General features: G+C 62.9%; 21 protein-coding genes. 11 read left to right on the top strand and 10 right to left on the bottom strand.

Annotation, left to right across the window (positions count from 1 at the left end):
• Window positions 1–116 precede the first annotated feature (116 nt).
• Window positions 117–1,526, bottom strand: coding sequence for a DHA2 family efflux MFS transporter permease subunit (locus tag BC360_RS13295; protein WP_065782889.1), 1,410 nt, complete (start codon window positions 1,524–1,526; stop codon window positions 117–119).
• A gap of 179 nt (window positions 1,527–1,705) precedes the next feature.
• Here BC360_RS13295 and BC360_RS13290 point away from each other — a divergent pair, with 179 nt between their 5' ends.
• The 5 genes from BC360_RS13290 (at window position 1,706) to BC360_RS13270 (ending at window position 7,188) form a co-directional block, all read left to right on the top strand.
• A complete protein-coding gene (locus BC360_RS13290) occupies window positions 1,706–2,698 on the top strand; it encodes an MBL fold metallo-hydrolase (protein WP_065795473.1) in 993 nt (330 codons plus the stop codon).
• Between the two features lie 195 nt (window positions 2,699–2,893).
• The gene (gene guaB / locus BC360_RS13285) at window positions 2,894–4,396 is read left to right on the top strand and encodes an IMP dehydrogenase (protein WP_065795472.1); all 1,503 of its coding nucleotides are present in this window, start codon (window positions 2,894–2,896) and stop codon (window positions 4,394–4,396) included.
• A 67-nt stretch (window positions 4,397–4,463) separates the two neighbouring features.
• Window positions 4,464–4,880: an MAPEG family protein gene (locus tag BC360_RS13280; RefSeq protein ID WP_065795471.1), complete on the top strand. Its 417-nt coding sequence runs from the start codon at window positions 4,464–4,466 to the stop codon at window positions 4,878–4,880.
• 266 nt (window positions 4,881–5,146) lie between these two features.
• Window positions 5,147–6,175, top strand: coding sequence for an alcohol dehydrogenase AdhP (adhP, locus tag BC360_RS13275; protein WP_065795470.1), 1,029 nt, complete (start codon window positions 5,147–5,149; stop codon window positions 6,173–6,175).
• Between the two features lie 137 nt (window positions 6,176–6,312).
• Window positions 6,313–7,188: a dienelactone hydrolase family protein gene (locus BC360_RS13270; protein WP_065795603.1), complete on the top strand. Its 876-nt coding sequence runs from the start codon at window positions 6,313–6,315 to the stop codon at window positions 7,186–7,188.
• Between the two features lie 151 nt (window positions 7,189–7,339).
• Here BC360_RS13270 and BC360_RS13265 read toward each other — a convergent pair whose 3' ends face one another.
• Entirely contained in the window at window positions 7,340–8,290 is a 951-nt protein-coding gene (locus BC360_RS13265) for a LysR substrate-binding domain-containing protein (RefSeq protein WP_025426032.1), read from the bottom strand.
• A 209-nt stretch (window positions 8,291–8,499) separates the two neighbouring features.
• On the opposite strand from BC360_RS13265, the gene BC360_RS13260 reads away from it, so the two are divergent.
• Window positions 8,500–8,796 (top strand): DUF1127 domain-containing protein, encoded by a 297-nt coding sequence (locus BC360_RS13260; protein ID WP_065782880.1) that lies wholly within the window; start codon window positions 8,500–8,502, stop codon window positions 8,794–8,796.
• A gap of 249 nt (window positions 8,797–9,045) precedes the next feature.
• Here the strand turns inward: BC360_RS13260 and BC360_RS13255 are convergent, their stop codons facing one another.
• The 6 genes from BC360_RS13255 to BC360_RS13230 all read right to left on the bottom strand — a co-directional run bounded on the left by BC360_RS13255 (window position 9,046) and on the right by BC360_RS13230 (window position 15,457).
• Complete coding sequence (locus BC360_RS13255; protein WP_065795469.1) at window positions 9,046–9,873, bottom strand: DUF937 domain-containing protein; 828 nt, start codon at window positions 9,871–9,873, stop codon at window positions 9,046–9,048.
• Window positions 9,874–10,068: 195 nt separating this feature from the next.
• Window positions 10,069–11,442 (bottom strand): glutamate--cysteine ligase, encoded by a 1,374-nt coding sequence (locus tag BC360_RS13250; protein WP_065795468.1) that lies wholly within the window; start codon window positions 11,440–11,442, stop codon window positions 10,069–10,071.
• A 146-nt stretch (window positions 11,443–11,588) separates the two neighbouring features.
• Window positions 11,589–12,326 (bottom strand): 16S rRNA (uracil(1498)-N(3))-methyltransferase, encoded by a 738-nt coding sequence (locus tag BC360_RS13245; RefSeq protein ID WP_065795467.1) that lies wholly within the window; start codon window positions 12,324–12,326, stop codon window positions 11,589–11,591.
• 11 nt (window positions 12,327–12,337) lie between these two features.
• Window positions 12,338–13,843, bottom strand: coding sequence for an inorganic phosphate transporter (locus BC360_RS13240; RefSeq protein WP_065795466.1), 1,506 nt, complete (start codon window positions 13,841–13,843; stop codon window positions 12,338–12,340).
• A gap of 114 nt (window positions 13,844–13,957) precedes the next feature.
• Window positions 13,958–14,464: an NUDIX hydrolase gene (locus tag BC360_RS13235; RefSeq protein ID WP_065782870.1), complete on the bottom strand. Its 507-nt coding sequence runs from the start codon at window positions 14,462–14,464 to the stop codon at window positions 13,958–13,960.
• 204 nt (window positions 14,465–14,668) lie between these two features.
• Window positions 14,669–15,457: a FadR/GntR family transcriptional regulator gene (locus BC360_RS13230; RefSeq protein WP_244512720.1), complete on the bottom strand. Its 789-nt coding sequence runs from the start codon at window positions 15,455–15,457 to the stop codon at window positions 14,669–14,671.
• 171 nt (window positions 15,458–15,628) lie between these two features.
• Here BC360_RS13230 and BC360_RS13225 point away from each other — a divergent pair, with 171 nt between their 5' ends.
• Window positions 15,629–16,903: a DUF3422 family protein gene (locus BC360_RS13225; protein WP_065782866.1), complete on the top strand. Its 1,275-nt coding sequence runs from the start codon at window positions 15,629–15,631 to the stop codon at window positions 16,901–16,903.
• Between the two features lie 3 nt (window positions 16,904–16,906).
• Here BC360_RS13225 and BC360_RS13220 read toward each other — a convergent pair whose 3' ends face one another.
• Entirely contained in the window at window positions 16,907–17,803 is an 897-nt protein-coding gene (locus tag BC360_RS13220) for a LysR family transcriptional regulator (RefSeq protein WP_065795464.1), read from the bottom strand.
• A gap of 106 nt (window positions 17,804–17,909) precedes the next feature.
• Here BC360_RS13220 and BC360_RS13215 point away from each other — a divergent pair, with 106 nt between their 5' ends.
• The 4 genes from BC360_RS13215 to glcF all read left to right on the top strand — a co-directional run bounded on the left by BC360_RS13215 (window position 17,910) and on the right by glcF (window position 22,398).
• Window positions 17,910–19,349, top strand: coding sequence for an FAD-linked oxidase C-terminal domain-containing protein (locus tag BC360_RS13215; protein ID WP_065795463.1), 1,440 nt, complete (start codon window positions 17,910–17,912; stop codon window positions 19,347–19,349).
• Window positions 19,346–20,557, top strand: coding sequence for a glycolate oxidase subunit GlcE (gene glcE / locus BC360_RS13210; protein ID WP_065795462.1), 1,212 nt, complete (start codon window positions 19,346–19,348; stop codon window positions 20,555–20,557). The genes BC360_RS13215 and glcE overlap by 4 nt, the downstream gene beginning before the upstream one ends.
• 33 nt (window positions 20,558–20,590) lie before the next feature.
• Window positions 20,591–20,971, top strand: coding sequence for a DUF4870 family protein (locus tag BC360_RS13205; protein WP_065782857.1), 381 nt, complete (start codon window positions 20,591–20,593; stop codon window positions 20,969–20,971).
• Window positions 20,972–21,102: 131 nt separating this feature from the next.
• A complete protein-coding gene (gene glcF, locus BC360_RS13200; RefSeq protein WP_065795461.1) occupies window positions 21,103–22,398 on the top strand; it encodes a glycolate oxidase subunit GlcF in 1,296 nt (431 codons plus the stop codon).
• A gap of 155 nt (window positions 22,399–22,553) precedes the next feature.
• Here glcF and BC360_RS13195 read toward each other — a convergent pair whose 3' ends face one another.
• Entirely contained in the window at window positions 22,554–23,249 is a 696-nt protein-coding gene (locus BC360_RS13195) for a L,D-transpeptidase (protein ID WP_065782853.1), read from the bottom strand.
• Window positions 23,250–23,438 lie beyond the last annotated feature (189 nt).

The raw sequence follows: 23,438 nt of genomic DNA, 5'->3' as shown, positions 1-23,438 counted from the left end.
CCTATACCCACCTGCGCTGATACTGACCTCTTAGGTGGGCCGTCTGTCGGCTACCGGCAGCGTCACAGTCCTCGCCGGATGCCCGCAGACGATCCCACGCTCAGCACAGGTTGGTATTACTTTCCTGCCGTCGTTTCGATCTCGCGCACGGGCAGCCTGTGCCCGGAGACCGAGGCGCCGGCATTCTTCGCCATCGTCAGGAACGGGATTGCCGCCAGCAGATTGGCGATCGCGATGATCATGAATGCGGTGTGGAAGTTGTCGAGCTGCAGCGGTCCGCCGCTGAGCGACGTCTCGATTTCGAGGATCGCACCGGCGACGGCAACGCCGAGCGCCAGGCTGATCTGCTGCAGAACCGCGCTCATCGACGTCGCCTTGCTGGCATCGGCATCGTCGATATCGGCGAAGGACAGTGCATTGACGCTGGTGAAGAAGAACGAGCGGGCGAAACCGGCGATCAGCAGAACAGTGATCATGACGAGATAGGGCGTTGCCGGCGTGAAGAAGCCGTTGGCGAAGGTGGTGACCGCAGCAATGATGGCGGCGATGATCAGTGTCGTGCGGAAGCCGGCAAAGGCGAGCACGCGGCGCGCATAAAACTTCGTGGTGATCGCGCCGACCGCGCCGATGAAGGTGATCATGCCGGACTGAAACGGGTTGAGGCCGAAGCCGACCTGCAGCATCAGCGGCATCAGGAAGGGCACGGCACCGACCGAAATGCGGAAAACCGTGCCGCCGATCGAGGCGGCGCGAAACGCGCTGTCCTGAAACAGTTTGAGATCGAGCACCGGGTGGGGATGGCGCCGTGCATGGACGATATAGAGCAGGGCGGCGATCAAACCCGTTATGACCGAACCGATGCCGACGATCGGCGGCAGCGCCGGCAGGCTGATGACCGACAGGCCGAAGACGACGCCGGATGCAGCAATGCCGCCGAGCAGGAAGCCGAGAATGTCGAGCGGTGGCGGATTGCGCCGTTCCATTTCCGGCAGGTAGATGCCGGACAGGATATGGCCGGCGATGCCGACGGGCACGTTGATCAGGAAGATCCAGTGCCAGGAGAAATAGGTGGTGATGAAGCCGCCGAGCGGCGGCCCGGCGAGCGGCCCGACCAGTGCCGGGATCGTTAGGAGCGCCATGGCTGAGACGAGCTCGCTGCGCGGCGCGCTGCGCACCAGCACGAGGCGGGCGACAGGTGTCATCATCGCGCCGCCCATGCCCTGCAGGAACCGCGACAGCACGAAGGCGACGAGGCTGTTGGAGATGGCGCAGAGGATCGAGCCGGCGATGAAGACGAGGATCGCCGCGCGGAAAATCTTCTTGGCGCCGAAACGATCGGCCATCCAGCCGCTCAGGGGAATGAAGATCGCCAGCGCCACCATGTAGGAGGTGAGCGCCAGCTTGAGCGTGATCGGCCCGACGCCGATGTCGCGGGCGATGGCTGGCAGCGATGTGGAAATGACGGTTGAATCCATCTGCTCCATGAAGAGCGCGACGGCAAGGATCATCGGGACGATACGGTTCATGCGAATTTGCCTTGGGCGCGGTCGGCGTCAGCCTGGTTCCAAGCTAGCGCCTCCGATGGCTTTGTCGGGACCAAGCCGACGATTGTGGGTCAAAAGCCTGTGATCCCGCCTGTCCATTGCTGTCAAGACGCTAGTTCTGGCCCAGCGATAACAAGAGGCAGTGATTTCGGGAGAAAATGATGACGAGCGAGATATCGATGAAGCGCCGCACCTTGATGACGGCGGGGACAATTGGTGTATTGGCGGCGCCCTCAATCATGACCGGGTTTGCCGCAGCGCAGGAAAAGACGGACAGTCAGGACATGCAATCAGCACAGCCGCCCATCCGGGCTCTCAAACTCGGCGCGTTCAAGGTCGTGGTGATCAGCGACGGCACGCGCGTCATGGCAAAGCCGCACGAGACCTACGGTACGAACCAGTCGGAACAGGCCGTGTCCGATCTGCTGGTCCAGAATTTTCTTCCGACGGACGCGCTGGTCAACAACTATTCGCCGGTCCTTGTCGATACCGGCGCCGAGGTGATCCTGTTCGACACCGGCTTGGGCGAGGCCGGACGCGGAGCGGGTTCTGGCCGTCTCGCCGACGGTCTTCGCGCCGCCGGCTACGCCCCGGATGACGTCTCCGTGGTGGTGCTGACCCATATGCACGGTGACCATATCGGCGGGCTGATGGAAGGCGGCAAGCCGGCCTTTGCCAATGCCCGCTACGTCATTGGCGAGACCGAATATGCCTTCTGGAAGGATCCGTCCCGGGTCGGCACGCCGGCGGAAGGTGGCCACAAGGGAGTGCTGGAAAAGGTGGTGCCGCTTGCCGAGAAAGCCACGTTCATCGGTGACGGCGCCGACGTAGCACCAGGGATTTCGGCAATGGCCGCCTTCGGCCACTCCCCCGGCCACATGGTGTTCCGTCTCGAATCGGACGGCAAGGCGATGATGCTGACGGCCGACACTGCCAATCACTATGTCCTGTCGCTGCAGCGGCCGGACTGGGAGGTTCGTTTCGATATGGACAAGGCTGCCGCCGCCGCGTCGCGCCGCAAGGTTTTCGACATGATTGCGAGCGAAAGGTTGCCTTTCATCGGTTATCACATGCCGTTCCCGGCCGTCGGTTTCGTTGAAGCACAGGACCAGGGCTATCGCTTCGTTCCGGCAAGCTATCAGCTCGATATCTGAGCTTTGCGGCAGGGAAAATGTTGCTCTGCAACAACAATTGGCCGGGCCCGGGACATTTCCCGGGCTTTGCTATTTTCATCCTGACATATCCGTGTTACGAGCCCTCGCCAACTTCCAAGACAAGCTTTGAAGTCACCCGGTGGGCAAATCGCAGCCCGTTTCCCGGGGATTTTCGTTTATTGAAGGGAATTGGCCATGGCGCGTATCATCGAAACGGCAACCGGTCTGGAGGCTCTGACCTTCGACGACGTTCTGCTCCAGCCCGGGCATTCCGAAGTCATGCCGGGACAGACGAACATCTCGACCCGCATCGCGCAGGATATCGACCTCAACCTCCCGATCCTTTCCTCGGCCATGGATACCGTGACCGAAGGACGCCTGGCGATCGCCATGGCGCAGGCCGGCGGCATCGGCGTCATCCACCGCAACCTGACGCCGGTCGAGCAGGCCGAAGAGGTCCGTCAGGTCAAGAAGTTCGAAAGCGGCATGGTGGTCAACCCGGTGACCATCGGCCCCGACGCCACGCTGGCGGACGCCCTCGGCCTCATGAAGATCCACGGCATCTCGGGCATTCCGGTTGTCGAAAACGGCGGCAGTGGCGGCCAGAAGCAGGGCCGTCTCGTTGGTATCCTGACGAACCGCGACGTGCGCTTCGCCTCGGATCCGAACCAGAAGATCTACGAGCTGATGACGCGTGAAAACCTCATCACGGTCAAGGAAAGCGTCGACCAGCAGGAAGCCAAGCGCCTGCTGCACATGCACCGCATCGAAAAGCTGTTGGTCGTCGACGGCGACGGCCGTTGCGTCGGCCTGATCACCGTCAAGGACATCGAGAAGTCGCAGCTCAACCCCAACGCTTCCAAGGATGCGCAGGGCCGGCTTCGCGCCGCTGCTGCGATCTCCGTTGGCGATGACGGCTTCGAGCGCGCCGAACGGCTGATCGACGCCGGCGTCGACCTCATCGTCGTCGATACCGCGCACGGCCATTCGCAGCGCGTTCTGGACGCGGTCACCCGCGTCAAGACACTGTCGAACTCGGTCCGCATCATGGCCGGCAACGTCGCCACGGCCGACGGCACCAGGGCGTTGATCGACGCCGGCGCCGATGCGGTCAAGGTCGGCATCGGCCCAGGCTCGATCTGCACGACGCGCATCGTCGCCGGCGTCGGCGTTCCGCAGCTGGCCGCGATCATGGCCGCTGTCGAAGCTGCTCAGGCGTCGGGCATCCCGGTGATTGCCGACGGCGGCATCAAGTTCTCCGGCGACCTTGCCAAGGCGATCGCCGCCGGCGCTTCCGCCGTCATGGTCGGTTCGCTGCTTGCCGGTACCGACGAAAGCCCGGGCGAAGTGTTCCTCTACCAGGGCCGCTCGTTCAAGGCCTATCGCGGCATGGGTTCCGTCGGCGCCATGGCGCGCGGCTCGGCCGACCGTTACTTCCAGGCCGAAGTCCGCGACACGCTGAAGCTCGTTCCGGAAGGTATCGAAGGCCAGGTGCCTTACAAGGGTCCCGTCTCCGGCGTCCTGCATCAGCTCGCCGGCGGCCTCAAGGCGTCGATGGGCTATGTCGGCGGCGCGACGATCAAGGACTATCAGGAGCGCGCGACCTTCGTGCGCATCTCCGGCGCCGGCCTTCGCGAAAGCCATGCGCATGATGTCACCATCACCCGCGAAAGCCCGAACTATCCGGGCTCGCACTAAGTCTCTTGTCGGGGGCGCCGTCCGGTGCCCCCGATTTTCCAATGTGATGTTGAGTGGAGTAAGAGCGATGACGGGCTTCGAGATCTTCTGGCCGATGGTGGCGCATGTGCTGCTCGTTTTTGCTCTCTACGTCCTGCTTTCGATCCGCCGCGTCGGCCTGGTGCGCGTCGGCAAGGTGCAGGCCTCGCAGTTTCGCGAGAACCGGGATGAACCCGGCGAAAGCCTGGTCGTTCGCAACAGCATCGCCAACCAGTTCGAACTGCCGGTGCTCTTCCACGTCTGCTGCGTGCTTCTCTATATCACCGAGGCGGATAACATCGTCTCGCTGGCGCTCGCCTGGCTGTTCGTCGCCTCCCGCTACCTGCATGCCTTCGTCCATGTCACCAGCAACCGCATCCGCTACCGCCGCCCGCTGTTCATGGTAGGTGGGGCGACGCTCGGTGGGATGTGGATCTGGCTCTCCGTCTGGATGGCGATGAGCTGACGACTGCATGTTTCCTTAAATCGCAGCCGATCACAGGACAAAACATGCGGCAATTCAAAGGTCGCTGTAGGCCTCGTGTCGCCTCGACACGACTGGCGCAAATCTGCGACACTTTCGACGATGAACTTCGCGCTTTGATGCGTATCAATTGCCCGATACTACTTTGCGGATAGTCTGGCTGTTGTTAGCGTAGCCTTGTCGCTGGCGTCTTGCGCCCGGCGATAGGCCTTTGCGCCGACGTTGAACAGACAGCATCGGAGATCGATATGACCGCAACGATGAAAGCCGCCGTGGTGCGCGAATTTCGCAAGCCGCTCGTGATCGAGGAAATGCCGATACCGGAGCCCGGCCCCGGCCAGGTGCTGATCAAGTTTCAAGCCACCGGCGTCTGCCACACCGATCTGCACGCGGTGAACGGCGACTGGCCGGTAAAGCCCAACCCGCCGTTCATCCCGGGCCACGAGGGCGTTGGTTATGTCGCCGAGCTCGGCTCCGGCGTCAAACGGCTGAAGGAGGGCGACCGCGTCGGCGTGCCGTGGCTGCACACGGCCTGCGGCGGTTGCACGCCGTGCCGGACCGGTTGGGAAACGCTCTGCGGCAGCCAGCAGAACACCGGCTACTCCGTCAACGGCACGTTCGCAGAGTACGGCCTCGCCGATCCGGATTACGTCGGCCGCCTGCCGGATAAGCTTGAGTTCGGCCCCGCAGCGCCCATCCTTTGCGCCGGTGTCACGGTCTACAAGGGTCTCAAGGAAACGGAAGTCCGCCCCGGCGAGTGGGCGCTGATCTCCGGTATCGGTGGTCTCGGCCATATGGCGGTGCAGTATGCCAAGGCCATGGGCATGCATGTCGCCGCGGTCGATATCTTCCCCGACAAACTGGCGCTGGCCAGAAAACTTGGCGCCGACCTCGTCGTCGATGCGCGCGACAAGGATGCAGTCGAGCAGGTGCAGAAGGCGACCGGCGGTGTGCATGGCGCTCTGGTGACGGCCGTAGCACCCAAGGCGATGGAACAGGCCTTCAACATGCTGCGTTCCAAGGGAACGATGGCGCTGGTCGGCCTGCCGCCGGGACAGATGTGCGTGCCGATCTTCGATACGGTCCTGAAGCGCATCACCATCCGCGGCTCGATCGTCGGGACCCGGCAGGATCTCGAGGAGTCGCTGGAGTTTGCCGGCGAGGGCAAGGTTGCCTCGCACTTCACCTGGGACAAGATCGAGAACATCAACGCCATCTTTGAGCGCATGGAAGAGGGCAAGATCGATGGTCGCATCGTGCTTGATCTCAACGGCTGATCGACTGCCGCGAAGCGTGCCCTTCGCCGCGCACGCGCGGTAACGCAAGTTTGTATGTCGGACACCGCCCGCTGACCTATTCTGTCGCGGGCGGTGCCCGTCTGCTGCCCGCAGAGAGGAAGCCGAAGGAGGTCGCCGTGAACAAACCTGTCATCACGCAGGCAATGATCGACGCTTACGACGAGTACACTCATTTGAGCCTCGATCGCCGCCGTTTCATGGAAACGCTGACGACCCTTGCCGGCTCGGCCGCCGCCGCCGCAACCATTGCCCCCTTGCTTGCCGCCAGCAGCGCCAAGGCCGAAATGATCGCCGACACCGACAATCGCATCGTCGGCGAGGACATCTCCTATCCCGGCGCCGATGGTGACATGAAGGGCTATCTGGTCCGCCCGGCAGAGATGACCGGAAAGCTGCCGGCCGTCATCGTCATCCACGAGAACCGCGGGCTCAATCCGCATATTCGCGACGTTGCACGTCGCATGGCACTCGAGGGTTTCATCGCGCTCGCACCGGATTTCCTGTCGCCATCGGGCGGCACGCCTGCGGACGAGGACAAGGCGCGCGAGATGATCGGCGCGCTCGATGCCGGCGAAACCAATGCGGACGCTGTGGCAACCGTCGCATTTCTCGAGCAGCATGCGCAGTCGACAGGCAAGGTCGGCGCCATCGGCTTCTGCTGGGGTGGTGGGCTGGTCAACCGGCTTGCGGTCAATTCACCGGATCTCAAGGCGGGGGTTGCCTATTATGGCGCGCAGGCCAAGGCCGAGGACGTGCCGAAGATCAAGGCGGCGCTCTTGCTGCACTATGCCGGCCGCGACGAACGCATCAATGCGGGCATCGAAGCCTATCGCAAGGCGCTCACGGACAATGGCAAGGACGCGACGATCTATGTTTATGACGGCGTCAACCACGCCTTCAACAACGATACGTCGGCCGCCCGTTACGACAAGGCCGCAGCCGACCTCGCCTGGAGCCGCACCGTGGAGTTTCTGAAGGCCAAGCTCGCCTGACCGGAGCCGTATCAGGCGGCGTCGGCGGTCCCGCATATCGCCCGGGCGCAGCCGGTGATCGCCCCGGCAAGCGCCTCCATGTCATGCGGGCGCGGATTGCTTCGCCGCGCGTCCGGTTGGATGCGCGGCCTTGTTGTATATGTGACGGTGTTTACCAGCCCGGAAGCATGTGGCTTTGCCGCAGGCGCGGATAGCGCGGGAAGCCCTTGATATCGCCATCGATGTCGTCGTTGACGGTGATCGGGGTGATGTTGTCCAGACAGGCCGTGATGTGGTTGGTAATCGCGTTCGACAAAGACGGCGACAGCCCCGGGCGCTTCATGATGCCGATCTGCACGGGAGCAAGCGCGGGGAAGCCGTCGGCCAGTGTCAGCACCTTCATGCCTGGGCGCAGTGCCGATTCCGGCAGGACCGAAACCGCCATGCCGGCAAGCACGGCCGCGGCGACCACGGTGGAGGACCAGCTGGTGAACAGGATCTGGTATTCCTTGCCGGTGGCATCGAGCGCCGCACAGGCCGCCTGCCGCCACTGGCAATCGCGTCGGCCGACCGCAAGCGGGATCGGGGCGTTTTCCGGCAGCGGATGGTTGATCGAGCTTACCCAACAGAGCGGCTCGGTGCGCACCACATCCGAGGCGCGGGCACGCGGATTGTGCGTGACGAGCGCGATGTCGAGGTCACCCTTGGCCATCTTCTCCGCCAGATCCACCGAAGGTTCGCAGATGATGTAGAGTTCGACGTTCGGATGGGTCTTCGCAAACCGCACGATGATTTCCGGCATGTAGCGATCGGCGTAGTCGTCGGGCGTACCGATGCGCAGCGTGCCTTCCAGCCGATTGTCGTCGAAGGAGGCCATCGCCTCGTTGTTGAGACGGATCATCCGGCGGGCAAAATTGAGCAGCCGGTCGCCCTCGACGGTCAGGCGGTTGCCGCGGCCATCCTTCATGAACAACGGCTTGCCGATACGCTCTTCCAGGCGCCGCATCTGCATGGATACGGCCGACTGCGTCTTGAAAACCCGGTCGGCGGCCTTGGTGAAGCTGCCCGTGTCGGCGATCGCGACAAAGGTTTGCAGCTGATCGATATCAAGCGGTGCGGACATGGCCGTGATACATCCATAAGATTGTTTGATGAATATCATTAAAAACATTCGTTGGACTGATCAATAAGGATTTGCGATCTATCGGGGGCAAATTTCATTGACCCCCGGCCGGCAGCGTTGCCGGCGAATCCCAACGTCCCTGGCCCGCCCCTGCGTATGACCTCGCGCAGGGGATGGGTCTCTTCGTGCCTGAAAAAAGGAGTACCGTCATGCGCACGACCGACCACGTCCTCGATCTCGACCTCGTTGCAGGAAAGCAGGCCTATGCCTCCCGCGCCGCTGGCGTTGTCGGCGTGATGACGGCCGCATGGCGCCTGTTTAGAAACCGACGCGAAATCGCGCGTCTGAATGAGCTGGACGACCGGCATCTCCTCGATATGGGGCTACGGCGCGAAGATGTCCGCGAGGCAATCACCTCGCCCTTCTTCGACAATCCCGCCAGCTATCTGACGCGTGCGTCGCGAAACCGTGCGAGCCTCTTCTACAAGGGGATCCGTCACGACTGATTTCCCCATGGCGCATCCCGCCGCTTGAGATGCGCCGGTCGAGCATGATCCGCGCAAGCTGCCGCCAACGCGGGTCATGCTACGAATTTCGAAGTTTCGGTGCTGCCGCCTCTATCGCGCGCCCAAACGTTCCCCGCAGGGTAGAGCCAATAGACCCTGCCGCTTGGCCCGGTACATGAACCAAGACATGTACCGGGCCTTTTTCTTTTCAGCAGGTGTCGGCTTGGGAAGGGGCGACCGCGGACCAGCTCAGGTCTTGTCGCCGGTACCGGTCTTGTAGCTGTCGAACAGCGCCTCGATGTTCTTCTGATATTCCTTCTGCATCTCCAGCCCGCTGTCGAACATGCTGTTCATCAATTGCGAGAACTGGGCGACGGCCGGGTTGTCTGCAGCCGGTTTGGCCGTGGTGCCGGCGCCTGTCTGCATCATGTCCTGGAACGCCTTCATGAAGGGGTTGTCGGCAAAGAAGTCGGGCGTCTTGGCCTTTTCTTCCTTCTTGCCGGCGCCGAAGAAGCTCTGCATCGCCTGCGTAAAGGGATTGTCGAAGGGATTGGCCTGTGGCTCCGGCTTCTTGGCAAGGCCGGTTGCCTCCATCCACTGCTGCATCATCGTCGCCATCGGATTGTTGGCAAAGGCACCGTTCGGCCCCGCGAACTGGCCCGTCGCCTGCTTGAACAGCCCACCCATCAGCGTATCGGCCATCGCCGGCAGCAACTGCTTGTAGATCTCCTGGCTGATGCCGGTGACCTGGGCTGCCTGGGCTGCGATAGCGCGCGACATTTCCTTGGAGCCGAAGAGCTGGCCGAGGATACCGTTGCCGTCGGCCATGCCTTGCGGCGTGAACGCCTGGCTCACGTCCTCGAAGTATTTGGCGTAGTTGCCGCTGGACATGGCCGTCAGCAGCGCGCCGAAATCGTAAGGGTTTGTCGTGTTGCGCTTGAAGGCGGCGGAGAAGGCCGGAAGCAGCGCTGCCGTGGCCTTTGCCATCTGCTCCTGGGCAAGCCCGAATTGTTTGGCCATCAACTCGGTGGCCTGTCCGTTCTGCGCCTGCATGAACATGTCAAAAAGCGGTGCCATCCCCGGTTCCCTTCGGCTACTGCCTAATTCCTTAGATCGGAACGATTTAAGGGGAAAATTATGCAGCAAGTGTAAAGCGCGGCAGCGCCGTTTGCGCGTCAGGCTGACGTGCGGCGCTGCAAGCAACGTATGTCGTTGCACTATATCGGGAAATCTGGAGCTGGAAACCGCCTTTTTAATCGAAGGCTTACCGGCTCAGTATTGGTATTCTGCAAAGACCGGATCGACAGAACCGTTCCAGCGCCCGTTGTAGAGCGACAGCAGATCCTCGGCGAGCGTCGCCTTCTTGGCCAGCACTTCGTCGAGCGGCGCCAGGAACTGGCTTTCGTCGATGCCGTCGCCGTTCAGCCGGTTGCGTCGCTTCAGGCCGCCGCGTGAGATCGAAACGACTTCGCGGGCGATGTCGTAAAGGCTGCCGGCGCGGAATTTTGCGTTGAGCGCCTGGGCGGGCACCGCATCACGTAAGGTCCCGACCTCCTCGAACGTCCAGTCGCGGGTAAGCGCTTCGGCAGCGTCGAGCGCCTCGCTGTCGTAAAGCAGGCCGACCCAAAAGGCAGGCAGCGCGCAGATCCGGCGCCACGGCCCGCCATCGGCGCCGCGCATTTCCAGGAAGCGCTTGAGGCGCACGTCGGGGAACAGCGTCGAAAGGTGATTAGTCCAGTCGCCCATGTTCGGCTGCCATTCGGCGATCTCGCCCTTGAGCGCTCCGTTCATGAACTGGCGGAAGGTTACGTGGGTACAGTCGTGGTAGTGGCCGTCGCGAACGACGAAATACATCGGCACGTCGAGCGCCCATTCGACATAGTCCGAGAAGCCGAAGTCGGGCTTGAAAGCCGAGGGCAGCAGGCCGGAACGCTGGTTGTCGGTGTCGCGCCAGATATCGCCGCGCCAGGACAAGAGTTCGTTCGGCTTGCCGTCGGTAAACGGCGAGCTTGCAAACAGCGCGGTCGCCAGCGGCTGGAGCTTTAAGGACACCTGCATCTTGCGGCGCATGTCCACTTCCGAGGAGAAATCGAGGTTCACCTGGATCGTGCAGGTGCGATACATCATGTCGAGGCCCTTGGTGCCGACCTTGGGCATGTAGCGGCTCATGATGCCGTAGCGCGATTTCGGCATGCGCGGCGTTTCGTCGAACGTCCATTTCGGGCTGCCGCCGATGCCGAGGAAGCGAATGCCGAGCGGCTCGGCCACTTCCCGCAGAACGGCGAGGTGCTGGTTCGATTCCTTGCAGGTCTGATGCAGGTTTTCGAGCGGCGCGCCGGAAAGCTCGAACTGGCCGCCCGGCTCCAGCGAGATCGCTCCGTTGCCGGAATGCTCGGCAAGACCGATGATGTTGCCCTCGTCGACGATCGGCTCCCAGCCGCTCTTTGCGGCCATGCCGTTGAGCAGCGCCTGGATGCTGGCGTCTCCGAAATAGGGGACAGGGCTGTTGTCCGCCTTAAAGAAGGCAAACTTTTCGTGCTCCGTTCCGATCCGGAACCGCTCCTCCGGTTTCGAGCCCGCCGCGACATAAGCGGTCAGGTCAGCGACAGAGGTTACCGGCGTCTGGTCGGTGGTATCTCGGGCCATGAGCGTCTTCTTTTGCTTGAGCGGTTCCCGCCGGTCAGCGGAAGTGGATGGTGGCTGCTTGAACCGTAATCAGGTGCGGTGCAAGTCAATTTCTTTCAAGATCTGTTCAAAAAAAGTATGCGCCGTGCTTGCGCGCAAGCGACCGGTCAGTGCCAATCACCGACCGTTGCCTGTATCACGGCCATCGCGGCAACCGCTGCGGTATCGGCCCTGAGAATGCGGGGGCCAAGCGGAATGGCAGTGACGAAATCGAGGCTGCGCAGCAGGGCCCGTTCGCTGTCGGAAAAGCCGCCTTCAGGCCCGATCAGCAGAGCCAGCTTCTTTTCCCCAATGCCCTTCAGAATCGGCAGCGGGTTCTGGCTGTCGCTGCCTTCGTCGCAGAAGATGATGCGACGATCCACGGGCCAGTCTTGAAGCAGATCTTCAAGCCGGCGGGGCTCCGCGACGCCGGGAATGCCGAGCACGCCGCACTGTTCCGCGGCCTCGACGACATTGGCGCGCACGCGATCGAGATTGCCGATCTTGCCCTGCACGTGCTGTGTCATCACCGGTTGCAGCACGCCGGCACCCATCTCGACCGCCTTCTGCACGAGATAGTCGAGGCGGCCGACTTTCAGCGGCGCAAAGAGGTAGACGAGATCGCAAGGAGCCGGTTGCGGGCGGGTCTGTTCGACCGCGGTCAGGATCAGGCGCTTCTTGCTCGCAAGTGAAAGCTCGGCGCGCCATTCGCCGTCGCGACCGTTGAAGACGAGGATGGAGCCGCCGTCCTCGTAGCGAAGCACATTGATCAGATAGTTGAACTGCTCCTTGGTCGCCTCCTGCGCGGAGCCGGCCAGAAGAGGATGCTCAACGAACAGTCGCTGCATGCGAAAATTGGCGCGCATGGGGAATACCTTCACATGAAAATGGCGGAAAGAACGAGATAGACGACGGCGGAAAGCAGAGCCGAAGCCGGAACGGTGATGACCCAGGCGGCGACGATCGTCAGGAAATGCGAGCGGCGCACCAAGCGCCGGCGGCGCACTTCGGCAAAGTTGGTTTCCGTCGACTCCATGAAGTCTGCCTGCCCGGTCTTCCGACGGACATATTCCAGGCGCCGTTTCGAGTGGCGGGTATACCATTCACGGAAGAAGCCGACGCCGAAGACGGCGCCGACGGCGGTGTGGGTCGAGCTGATCGGCAGACCGAAGGCGGAGGCGAGCAACACGGTTACCGCGGTTGCCAGCGCAACGCAGAAGGCGCGCATCGGATTGAGGCGGGTGATTTCCTGACCGACGACGCGGATCAGCCGTGGGCCATAGAGCAGCAGGCCGATCGAAATGCCGAGCGCGCCGATCGCAAGCTCCCAAAGTGGCGTCGGCGATGTCTCTGTGGTGGTGACACTGTCGAGGGCGGACACGATCGCCGCGAGCGGGCCGATGGCGTTGGAAACGTCGTTGGCGCCGTGGGCGAAGGAGAGCAGCGCGGCAGAAAGGATCAGCGGTGCGCGAAACAGTTTGCGCAGCGACTGGTTGCGATTGTCGAGCCCGATGGACTGGCGTTGGATCCACGGCTTGGTGAGAAAATAAGTGGCAATTCCGGCAACGAGACCGAGGCCCAGCCCGGTTGACAGCGAGATCGCGGCAACCTGGACAAGCGCGATGACGGCCAGATAGGCCGTGAAGCTACCCGCCGTCACGCCTAGGATGATCGGCATCCAGCGTCTCGCCGATGCGATCTTGTCCTCGCGGTAGATGATGAATTCCTTGAGGAACGCCAGGAAGGCGGCAGCGATCGTACCGCCGAGAACCGGAGAAATAGACCAACTGGCGGTGATGCCGGCAAGCGACCACCATTGCACGCTGGAAACGCCGGCCGCGGCGATGCCTGCGCCGACGATGCCGCCGATGATCGAATGCGTGGTCGAAACCGGTGCGCCGGAATAGGTGGCGATGTTGATCCAGACGGCCGATGAGGCGAGAGCCGCCATCATCACCCAGACGATCGTCTCGGGGCCGAGAATATGCTCGCCATAGATGATGCCGGCCTCGACGGTCAGTGTCACCTCACGGCCGGCCAGCATCGCGCCGGCGATCTCGAAGACGGCGGCGATCGTCAGCGCCGTCACCATCGACATCGCCTTGGCGCCGACGGCCGCGCCGACGTTGTTGGTCACGTCGTTGGCGCCGATGTTCATCGCCATGTAGCCGGCGATCGCGGCAGCGGCGATGATGATAGGTGCCGCTGCAGAGTTCGTGACGAAGCTTGCGGCAAATGCCATGCTGAGCAGCAGGAAGAGCAGGGCCAGGCCAGGCGCTGCCAGACTACGCATCACCTGTTGCGATGCCGCCTCGGCAAGGCTGAACTTGTCGAGGTCCTTGTCGAGCGTCTGCTTTTCAAGGCGCATGCGCGGCTTTGCCAATGGCGATCTCCCTTTTCACCATGGCCACTACTGCCACCGCGAAACGCTTTCAAGCGGAATTGATGATGTCTGCAAACCTGTGCAAGCGACAACGGCAGATATCGTCCCTGGTGGCTAGCCGTTCACGGTTTTGGGCACTGGCGAAGGCGGTGCCGACATGCGGCTGCCGAAGGCGAGGATAAGCTCCTTCAGTGTCGGCTCGGCGACGCGGTTCGCCGCTTCCTGGTAGCCAGCCCATTCGAGCTTGCGCGTGCCTTCTTCCGGGAAGTGCTTGCAGAGATCGTCGACCTCCAGGGCGTGGACCTGGACCTTGACTGAAATCTCCAGGCCGTGATCCATGCGTTTCTTGTAGAGATAGAACCCGGCGGGAGCCTTCTGCACCCGGCCCTTGACCCCCGCCTCTTCATAGGCTTCGCGTTCGGCCACCTCATGGGCGCGTTTGCCCTGCATCGGCCATCCCTTGGGAATGACCCAGCGGCCGGTATCGCGGCTGGTGATCAGGAGAATCTCAAGCGCCCTGGACTTCTTGCGAACCCGGAAACACAGCGCCGCATATTGCATGCGCGCCGGTCGCCGCAGCATGAGCTGCACATCGGATGCGAGCCGGTTCAGGAAGTTCAAGGTCGTTTGCTCTCCTCTTAGCGAATCAGTATTCGTTTGACGTTCCCGCCAGTATGCCAGCGTCGCGTTGCGTGTAAATGTCGCGTCTCGTCGGCTGCCGGATATGCGGTCAGCTTCGCTGCAAACTGTGGTCCCTATGCGACAGAATATGGTGTCTTCGCGCCGGCATTGCCAGTGAGGCGGCAATCGGGCGTTGGCCCGGCTTCAGCCCGCCTGGTCGCGTTGCTGCAGCCGCAGCCGGGCGATGCGCGCCCATTCGCCGGTGCGCTCCGCCTCGCGGGTGGAGGCGGCGACAAAATCGATATGGCTTTGGGCTGCCGCCTTGGCCGCTTTCGGGTCGCCGGCCATGATCGCGTCGTAGATCGCTTCGTGCTGCGCCAGCAGCCGGTCGCGTGCGCCCGGGGCATCGAACACCGAATTGCGGTGAAAGAAGATCCCTTGCGTCAGCAGCCGGTAGCAGGCGCGCAACGTGTGCATCAGGATGATATTGTGGGCGCTTTCGCCGATCGCCTGGTGCAATTCGACGTCGGAGGTCAGCTCGTCGTTGAAATCGCCACTACTGTGCGCGGTTCGCATGCGCTCGATGATGCGCGTGAGGATGTCCCGGTCGAAATCGGTGGCGCGCGTCGCAGCCAGTTCCGCGGTCAACCCTTCGAGTTCGCGGCGATATTCGAGATAATCCTGCGTCGCCTTGTGATGGCGGCCGATCAGCTCGATCAGCGGCTTGGAGAAGACTTCTCCGACGACATCGGCAACGAAGGTGCCGCCGCCGTGGCGGCTCTCGACGAGACCGCGCGTCTCCAGCTCCTTCAACGCTTCGCGCAGGATCGGTCGCGACACGTCGAAGCGCTTCGACAGCTCCCTTTCGCCCGGCAGCCGGTCGCCGTCGCGCAGGATGCCTTCGAGGATGAGAAGCTCGATCTGCTGGACCACCTCGTCCGCGGTGCGGCTGTGGCTGATGCGGGCATAGAGGTCGATCTGGTCTTCGGTCACGCTTGGGTCTCCCATGCGGGGCAATCTAGGCATGTGCGACCAACTGGTCAATTTCCTTGTCCACTTCGGCCGTCGTGACAAAAGTCAAACTGCGGCAATGCGTCCTTTTGCTTTTGCTCGTTCGGTTGATAAGAAAGTCATGATGAACGCGTGAGGGGGACAAAGCGCTTCATGGCAAAGGGAAGTTTTGCATTTCCGGTCGCGCCGATGCGAGCGCAGGCACTGGGGGAGGTCCATTCGCGGCCTTATGCCCTGGTGGCGACGCCGCGCGTGATCTTTCAGCTCGCCTTCATGACCGAGGGCGGCTCGATCGTCGACCATGCGGTGCTGTCGGAATTGTCCCGTTCGCGCGGCATCGCCCCGCCCGGGCGCGACGCCAACCACCACGCCATGGCCTGGGGGCAGGGCACGCTGCGTTGGGAGCGGCACACCGAGTTCTCCACCTATTTCTGGGATGGGCCGGCGCCGGAGCAGTTCGGCGGCGAAGTTGCGATCCACCCGTTCGGCGACGGCTTTTCGCCACCCGGTTCACTCATCTCGGGTATCCGCCTCGAGATCCGCGCCGATTCGCCGGAGACCCGCGAAGCGATCAAGGCCTTCGATCCGACCAGCCTCTGTTACAGCGAGACGAAAAACGGCCAGGCGATCCTCGTCACCGATTTTCGCCAGAACGGCGACGGCCTGACGCAGATCCTGGTGATCGACCGCGGCATGACCGAGGCCGGCACCGGCGCCCTGATCCAGCGTCTGCTCGATATCGAAACCTATCGTACGCTGGCGATGATCGGCCTGCCGCTGGCACAATCGCTGTCGCCGGAGATCAGGCGCACCGAAGACGGGTTGACGGCGATCACCCAGCGCATGAAGGAGAACGTGCGCGAAGAGGCGGACGACATGCTGGCGGAGATCACCCGGCTTGCTGCCGATCTGGAGGCAGGTGCGGCACTCAGCCTCTATCGCTTCGGCGCCAGCCGCGCCTATTACGGCATCGTCCAGGAACGCATCCGGACCCTGGCCGAGACGGCGCTCCCAGGCTATGAGACGATCGGCACCTTTCTCGAGCGTCGTCTGGCGCCGGCGATGCGCACCTGTCAATCGGTGGAAGAACGACAGGCGAACCTGTCGCGCAAGCTGGCGCGCGCCACCGCGCTCCTGCGCAGCTGGGTCGATGTCGAACTGGAACGACAGAACAGCGCGCTCTTGAACTCGATGGATCGGCGCGCAAAGTTGCAGCTGCGGCTGCAGCAGACCGTCGAGGGCCTATCGGTCGCCGCGATCTCCTATTATGTCGTCGGCCTGTTCGGCTATCTCGCCAAGGCGGTCAGCCACGAGCTGCCGATCGATCCCGGCCTTTTGACCGGACTTGCCGTGCCTTTCGCGGTCGTCGGCGTCTGGCTGATCGTTCGCCGCATTCGCCACCATCACGGCGACGGCGAGCACAAATAGCCCCTATTGCTCCCAATAGGGGACGGGCCCGTAAAGGGCGGCGAGATAATCGATGAACAGGCGCACTTTGGCCGGCAGAAACTGGCGGCTCGGATAGACGGCCGAAAGCGTCAGGTTCTTCGAGCCTTCCCATTGCGGCAGCACCTGCACCAGCTGGCCGCTGCGCAGTTCCGGGCCGATGTCCCAGGTGGAGCGGAGCGCGATGCCGGCGCCGGCGATCACCGCCGCCCGCACGATTTCCGAGGAGTTGGTCACAAGCGGTCCCTCGGGGTGCCAGACGAGCGAGCCCTCCGGGCCTTCGAGCTTCCAATTGTCGTTGTTGTGGGCGGGCAGGCAGAAATGCCTGGCGAGGTCGCCGATCTCGTTCGGGGCGCCGTTGCGGGCAACGTAATCTGGCGAGGCGCAGAGCAGCCGGCGGACCGGCGCGAGCTTGCGCGCAACCAGGCTCGAATCGGTCAGCTCGCCGATGCGCACCGCCATGTCGAAGCCCTCGGCGACGATATCGGTGAAGTCGTCGGTCAGGACGATGTGCAGCTTGAGGTCCAGGTGGTCCTTCATGAAGCCCGTCAGATGCGGCGCGATGTGCATGCGGCCAAAGGAGGTCGGCGCCGAAATGCGAAGCACGCCCTGCGCCTGCGACGACCGTCCCGAAGCATAGGCCTCTGCCTCCTCGATGCCTGTCAGAATGCCGAGGACACGGTCGTAAAAGCCCTGGCCCGCCTCGGTCAGCGAGATCTGCCGGGTGGTGCGCTGCAAGAGGCGGGTGCCGAGCCGATCCTCCAGCCGCTTGATGCGCTTGGAGATGACCGCCGGCGAAAATCCGAGCGCCCGCCCGGCGGCCGACATGCTGCCGGAGGAAACGACGCGTGCAAAAATCTCAAGATCGCCTAAATTCGTCATCAATCGTTGCCATTGTTTCCGAAATGGAAAAGCTCAATAGCATTTGCGAGGGGGCTATCCTAGTGGTAAAGAAAATGAACCAATTGACATGTGGACGGAGGATTTGATGGCGGAAACGATCGGCTTTCTGCAACCAAGGCCAGCCGTCATGGCCTGCCGCCGCGAGATCGCCGCGGATCTGGCAGATCTGTTGCCGGCCGAGTGTCTCATCAGCGACGAGCGCGGATTGAAGCCGTTCGAGACCGATGCCTTCATCGCCTATCGCCGCATGCCGCTCGCCGTCGCCCTGCCCGAGACGACCGAACAGGTCGCCGCAGTGCTCAAATATTGCAGCCGCTACGGCATTCCCGTCGTGCCGCGCGGCGCGGGCACCTCTCTTTCCGGCGGCGCTATCCCGCAGGAAGACGCTGTGGTGATCGGCCTTTCGAAGATGTCGCGCATCCTCGATGTCGATTTCTTCAACCGCACCGCGACGGTTCAGGCCGGTGTGACCAATCTCAATATTTCCGAGGCCGTCTCCGCCGACGGCTTCTTCTACGCCCCCGACCCGAGTTCGCAGCTGGCCTGCACCATCGGTGGCAACATCGGCATGAACTCCGGCGGCGCCCATTGCTTGAAATACGGCGTCACCACCAACAATCTGCTGGGGGTGAAGATGGTGCTGTTCGACGGCACGATCATCGATCTCGGCGGCAAGGCGCTGGATGCGGCCGGCTATGACCTGCTCGGTCTGGTCTGCGGCTCCGAGGGACAGCTCGGCATCGTCACCGAGGCGACGGTGCGGCTGATCGCCAAGCCCGAGGGCGCGCGCCCGGTGCTGTTCGGCTTTGCCTCCTCCGAGGCCGCTGGCGCCTGCGTTGCCGACGTCATCGGTTCGGGCATCATTCCGGTCGCCATCGAATTCATGGACAAGCCAGCAATCGAGATCTGCGAAGCCTTTGCCCATGCCGGCTATCCCTTGGATGTGGAGGCCTTGCTGATCGTCGAGGTGGAAGGCTCGGAAGCCGAAATGGACGCGATGCTGGCAAGCATTATCGACGTTGCCCGCCGCCATGGGGTCACCACCATCAAGGAAAGCCAGTCGGCGCTCGAGGCGGCGCTGATCTGGAAGGGGCGCAAATCGGCGTTCGGCGCGACCGGGCGCATCGCCGACTATATCTGCATGGACGGCACCGTGCCGCTCAGCCAACTTTCCCATGTTCTGCGCCGAACCGGCGAGATCGTCGCTGCCTACGGCCTTCGCGTCGCCAATGTGTTTCATGCCGGTGACGGCAATATGCATCCGCTGATCCTCTACAACATCAACGATCCCGAGGATGCGGCGCGTGCCGAAAGCGCCGGTAACGACATCCTGAAGCTTTGCGTCGATGCCGGCGGGTGCCTGACCGGCGAACATGGCGTCGGTATCGAGAAGCGCGATCTCATGCTGCATCAGTTCACCCAGACCGATCTGGACCAGCAGATGGCGGCGCGCGCCGCCTTCGATCCGCAATGGATCCTGAATCCGTCCAAGGTCTTTCCGCTCGAAGGACGCCCCGCCGCATGATCGTGCATTTCGAGCCCGCGAGCGAAGAGGGGATCGCGACCGTTGTCCGGGCGATGGCCAGCGAAAGGGCGTCGCTTGCCGTCATCGGCGGCGGCACGCGATCCGGCCTCGGCAATCCCGTGCGCGCCGACCGGGTGCTGTCCACCCGTCGCCTCTCCGGTATCGTCAGCTACAATCCGGCGGAAATGACCGTCAGCGCGCTCGCCGGCACGCCGCTTGCCGAGGTCGAGGCGGCACTTGCCGAAAACCGGCAGATGCTTTCCTTCGAGCCGATGGACCACCGCCCGATCTTTGCAACGACCGGAGAGCCGACGATCGGCGGCGTCTTCGCAGCGAACGTCTCGGGACCCAGGCGCATCGTCGCCGGTGCCGCGCGCGACAGCCTGCTCGGCGTCCGTTTCGTCAATGGCAGGGGCGACGCGATCAAGGCCGGCGGCCGAGTGATGAAGAATGTCACCGGCCTCGATCTGGTAAAACTGCTGGCGGGCTCTCACGGAACGCTCGGAATTCTGACCGAGGTGACATTCCGCGTGCTGCCGAAGCCGCTAGCCAGCGAGACGGTTGTGGTATCCGGGTTAGACGATGCCGAAGCGGCGGCGGTGATGGCGGAAGCCATGGCGCAAACGGTCGAGGTTTCCGGCGCGGCCCATCTGGCCGAGAGCGTGCGCGGCCGGTTCGTCGGCGGTGGATTGCCGGACGGTGCGGCAACGGTGCTGCGGCTCGAAGGCCTGCTGGCCTCGGTCTCGATCCGTGCGGAAAAGCTGTCGACGGCGCTCGACAGGTTCGGTGCGGTATCGCGGCTCGATGCCGCGCAGACGACGACACTCTGGTCGGAGATCCGCGATGTGAGACCCTATGCCGATGGCACGGATCTGCCGCTCTGGCGTGTCTCGGTCGCGCCCTCGGCCGGCCATCAGCTGGTTGCCGCCTTGCGACTGCAGACGGGCGTCGATGCCTTCTACGACTGGCAGGGCGGGCTCGTGTGGCTGCGCATGGAATCCGATCCCGAGGCGGCGCTGGTGCGCCGCTATATCAAGGCGCTTGGCGGCGGCCATGCGACGCTCGTTCGCGCAAGCGACGGCCTTCGTGCGACTATTCCATCGTTTGAACCGCAACCCGCGCCCGTGGCGCTCTTGAGCGAACGCGTCCGGGAAAAGTTCGATCCGCAGCGGATCTTCAATCCCGGCCGGATGCAGGCCGTTTCCTGAGACACGGGGAAATGACGAGAGAGGGAGGTATCGATGGGTGACAATGGTCCGCAGGCTCCGCTTCCCAGGGAGATCGATCGCTGGCTGGAACCTGGGAAGGTCAACGTCCAGGTCATCTATGTGCTCTATCTCGTGGCGTTCGCCGTGGGGATAACGGCTATCATCGGGGTGGTGCTCGCCTATCTCAACCGCGGCAAGGGTGCGGTGTGGGTCCAGACGCATTATACCTGGGCAATCCGCACGTTCTGGATCGCGCTGTTGTTCAGCGTCATCTCGACGCTGCTGATGGTGCTGCTGATCGGGTTCCTGGGGTTTATCGCCACCGCGGTGTGGATCGTCGTGCGCTGTATCGTCGGCCTGCAGCGCGCCGCGCGCGAGGAACCGATCAGCAACCCCGAAAGCTGGATGATCTGAAGCATCTCGCGCAAAACTGCGCAGCGGGTTTGCGATAACGACATGCGAAAACAAGAACTTGAAGTGCCGCAGGCCGTCCCTAGAGATCGCGGCGCGCTTCAGGGGCAGAGCCCCGATATTGGAGTAAGCGTTTGCAGACCAATTTTACGCCCGCGCAGCTTGCCGATCCGCATGTGGCCGAATCCGAGGCCATCCTGCGCAAATGCGTGCATTGCGGTTTTTGCACCGCGACCTGTCCCACCTATGTGACGCTCGGCGACGAGCTCGACAGCCCGCGTGGCCGCATCTACCTCATCAAGGACATGCTGGAGAATGGACGGGCGGCCGACAAGGAAACGGTAACGCATATCGATCGCTGTCTCTCCTGTCTCGCCTGCACGACCACGTGCCCGTCGGGCGTCGATTACATGCATCTGGTCGATCATGCCCGTGTCCATATCGAGAAGACCTACAAACGGCCGTTGAAGGACAGGCTGGTCCGCGCGGTGCTGGCGCAGGTCTTGCCCTATCCCGCGCGGTTTCGCCTTGCCTTGAAGGCGGCCGCTCTCGGGCGGCCCTTTGCCAACATCCTGAAACGGGTGGCGGCCCTCAAGACCTTCGGCGTGATGCTCGATCTGGCGCCGAAGACGGTGCCGGAACCGTCACCGACCGCGACGCCGGGCACCCATGCCGCCAGCGGCAAGCGCATCGGCCGCGTCGCGCTTTTGAACGGCTGCGCGCAGCCAGTGCTGAAGCCGGAGATCAACGAGGCGACGATCCGCCTTCTCACCCGTCTCGGCATAGAGGTGGTCGTCTCAGCCGGGGAGGGTTGCTGCGGCGCGCTCGTACACCACATGGGGCGGGAGGAGCAGGCGCTCGAGGCAGCCCGGCGCAATGTCGATGCCTGGCTGAGCGTGGCGGATGAGGGGTCTCTCGATGCGATCATCATCACCGCATCCGGTTGCGGTACGACGATCAAGGACTATGGCCACATGCTGCGCCTCGACCCCGCCTATGCGGAAAAGGCAGCACGGGTCTCGGCCATGGCGAAGGACATTACCGAGTATCTGTCCTCGCTCGATCTTCCGGTGCAGGACCCGCGCGGCATCACCGTCACCTATCATTCCGCCTGTTCGATGCAGCATGGCCAGAAGATCACCATGGCGCCGAAGCAATTGTTGAAGCGGGCGGGTTTCGTCGTGCGCGAACCGGCCGAGGGCCACCTCTGCTGCGGTTCGGCCGGCACCTACAACATCCTGCAGCCGGAGATCTCGCAAAAGCTCAAAGCCCGCAAGGTCAAGAACCTTGCGGCGACGAAGCCCGACGTGATCGCCACCGGCAATATCGGTTGCATCACCCAGATCGCCACCGGCACGGCGATCCCCATCGTCCATACCGTCGAACTGCTCGATTGGGCCTATGGCGGAGCGAAGCCGGCGGGATTGTGAAACGAAAAATGCCGGCGCTGCAGCGCCGCGCGTCTGTTTAGACGCGCAAAGGTCGCTGCAACACTTTGAGTTGCTGCATAATTTTGCCCTTAAATCGATCCCGATTTAAGGAATTATGCAGTAAGGCGCCGGCATTTTCATCTCTGGCGAGAGTATCAGCCGCCGAAGATCTGGCGGAAGATATCGACGCCGCGATCGTTGAAGTAGGTGTCGCCGGTCTTGCTGCCGGGGCCGATGACGATCACCTTGGTGCCGACGTCGGCCCGGTCGTAGAGATGCTCGACATCGGCGTTCATCATGCGGATGCAGCCGGATGACATGTTCTGGCCGATCGTCCACGGCTGGTTGGTGCCATGGATGCGGAAGATGGTGTCGCGGCCGCCCTTGTAGAGATACATGGCGCGCGCGCCGAGCGGGTTGTCGATGCCGCCTTCCTGCGTGACCGGCAGGATGCGGCCCTTGGCCGCTTCGCGCACGCGCATTTCTGCTGGCGGCGTCCAGGTCGGCCATTCCGCCTTGCGTCCCACCTTCACCACGCCGGACCAGCCGAAGCCTTCGCGGCCGACGCCGATGCCGTATCGGGTCGCGCGGTTCGGGCCGTCGATGTAATAGAGAAACTTGTTATTGGTATCGACAATGATCGTGCCGGGGGCTTCGTCGGTGCTGAAGCGAACCTTGGTGCGCCAGAATTGTTTCGGCGGCTTTTTCTGTGCCGCGACGAGGACGACATCGCTGTTCTTGGCAGTGGTTCCGGATGTCGGCGCGGGCGCGAAAGCCTGGGCACTGGCGGCGGCAAGAATAGTGCTGGTCGCGATGGCGATCGCGACCAAATTGCTGGCATGACGTTTCATATACGATTCCCTCTCAGCCCTCGTTGCAGGCAGGCTATGCAAAACGGCCCGAAGTTCAAGTCCGGGATACATCCGATCGATCGAACGTGATGACGGATTTTGTATCTTGAGACCCGCCTGTTGCCTGAAGATCACGAGCAGGCAACCGCAAGACGTATGGGCGGAGGGGAATATTCTATGCAATGCGCC

The sequence above is a fragment of the Ensifer sp. LC163 genome (assembly GCF_001695855.1).
GTDB lineage: Bacteria > Pseudomonadota > Alphaproteobacteria > Rhizobiales > Rhizobiaceae > Ensifer.
This window is presented reverse-complemented; position numbering and strand designations above follow the sequence as displayed.

What these genes read in the sequence shown, in the direction of transcription:
- BC360_RS13290 (WP_065795473.1), top strand. Translation starts at nt 1,706, where the DNA reads ATGACGAGCGAGATATCGATGAAGCGCCGCACCTTGATGACGGCGGGG.
- BC360_RS13295 (WP_065782889.1), bottom strand. Translation starts at nt 1,526, where the DNA reads ATGAACCGTATCGTCCCGATGATCCTTGCCGTCGCGCTCTTCATGGAG.
- adhP (WP_065795470.1), top strand. Translation starts at nt 5,147, where the DNA reads ATGACCGCAACGATGAAAGCCGCCGTGGTGCGCGAATTTCGCAAGCCG.
- BC360_RS13245 (WP_065795467.1), bottom strand. Translation starts at nt 12,326, where the DNA reads ATGCGCGCCAATTTTCGCATGCAGCGACTGTTCGTTGAGCATCCTCTT.
- BC360_RS13265 (WP_025426032.1), bottom strand. Translation starts at nt 8,290, where the DNA reads ATGTCCGCACCGCTTGATATCGATCAGCTGCAAACCTTTGTCGCGATC.
- BC360_RS13280 (WP_065795471.1), top strand. Translation starts at nt 4,464, where the DNA reads ATGACGGGCTTCGAGATCTTCTGGCCGATGGTGGCGCATGTGCTGCTC.
- BC360_RS13255 (WP_065795469.1), bottom strand. Translation starts at nt 9,873, where the DNA reads ATGGCACCGCTTTTTGACATGTTCATGCAGGCGCAGAACGGACAGGCC.
- BC360_RS13205 (WP_065782857.1), top strand. Translation starts at nt 20,591, where the DNA reads ATGGGTGACAATGGTCCGCAGGCTCCGCTTCCCAGGGAGATCGATCGC.
- BC360_RS13195 (WP_065782853.1), bottom strand. Translation starts at nt 23,249, where the DNA reads ATGAAACGTCATGCCAGCAATTTGGTCGCGATCGCCATCGCGACCAGC.
- BC360_RS13215 (WP_065795463.1), top strand. Translation starts at nt 17,910, where the DNA reads ATGGCGGAAACGATCGGCTTTCTGCAACCAAGGCCAGCCGTCATGGCC.
- BC360_RS13225 (WP_065782866.1), top strand. Translation starts at nt 15,629, where the DNA reads ATGGCAAAGGGAAGTTTTGCATTTCCGGTCGCGCCGATGCGAGCGCAG.
- guaB (WP_065795472.1), top strand. Translation starts at nt 2,894, where the DNA reads ATGGCGCGTATCATCGAAACGGCAACCGGTCTGGAGGCTCTGACCTTC.
- BC360_RS13250 (WP_065795468.1), bottom strand. Translation starts at nt 11,442, where the DNA reads ATGGCCCGAGATACCACCGACCAGACGCCGGTAACCTCTGTCGCTGAC.
- BC360_RS13260 (WP_065782880.1), top strand. Translation starts at nt 8,500, where the DNA reads ATGCGCACGACCGACCACGTCCTCGATCTCGACCTCGTTGCAGGAAAG.
- glcE (WP_065795462.1), top strand. Translation starts at nt 19,346, where the DNA reads ATGATCGTGCATTTCGAGCCCGCGAGCGAAGAGGGGATCGCGACCGTT.
- BC360_RS13220 (WP_065795464.1), bottom strand. Translation starts at nt 17,803, where the DNA reads ATGACGAATTTAGGCGATCTTGAGATTTTTGCACGCGTCGTTTCCTCC.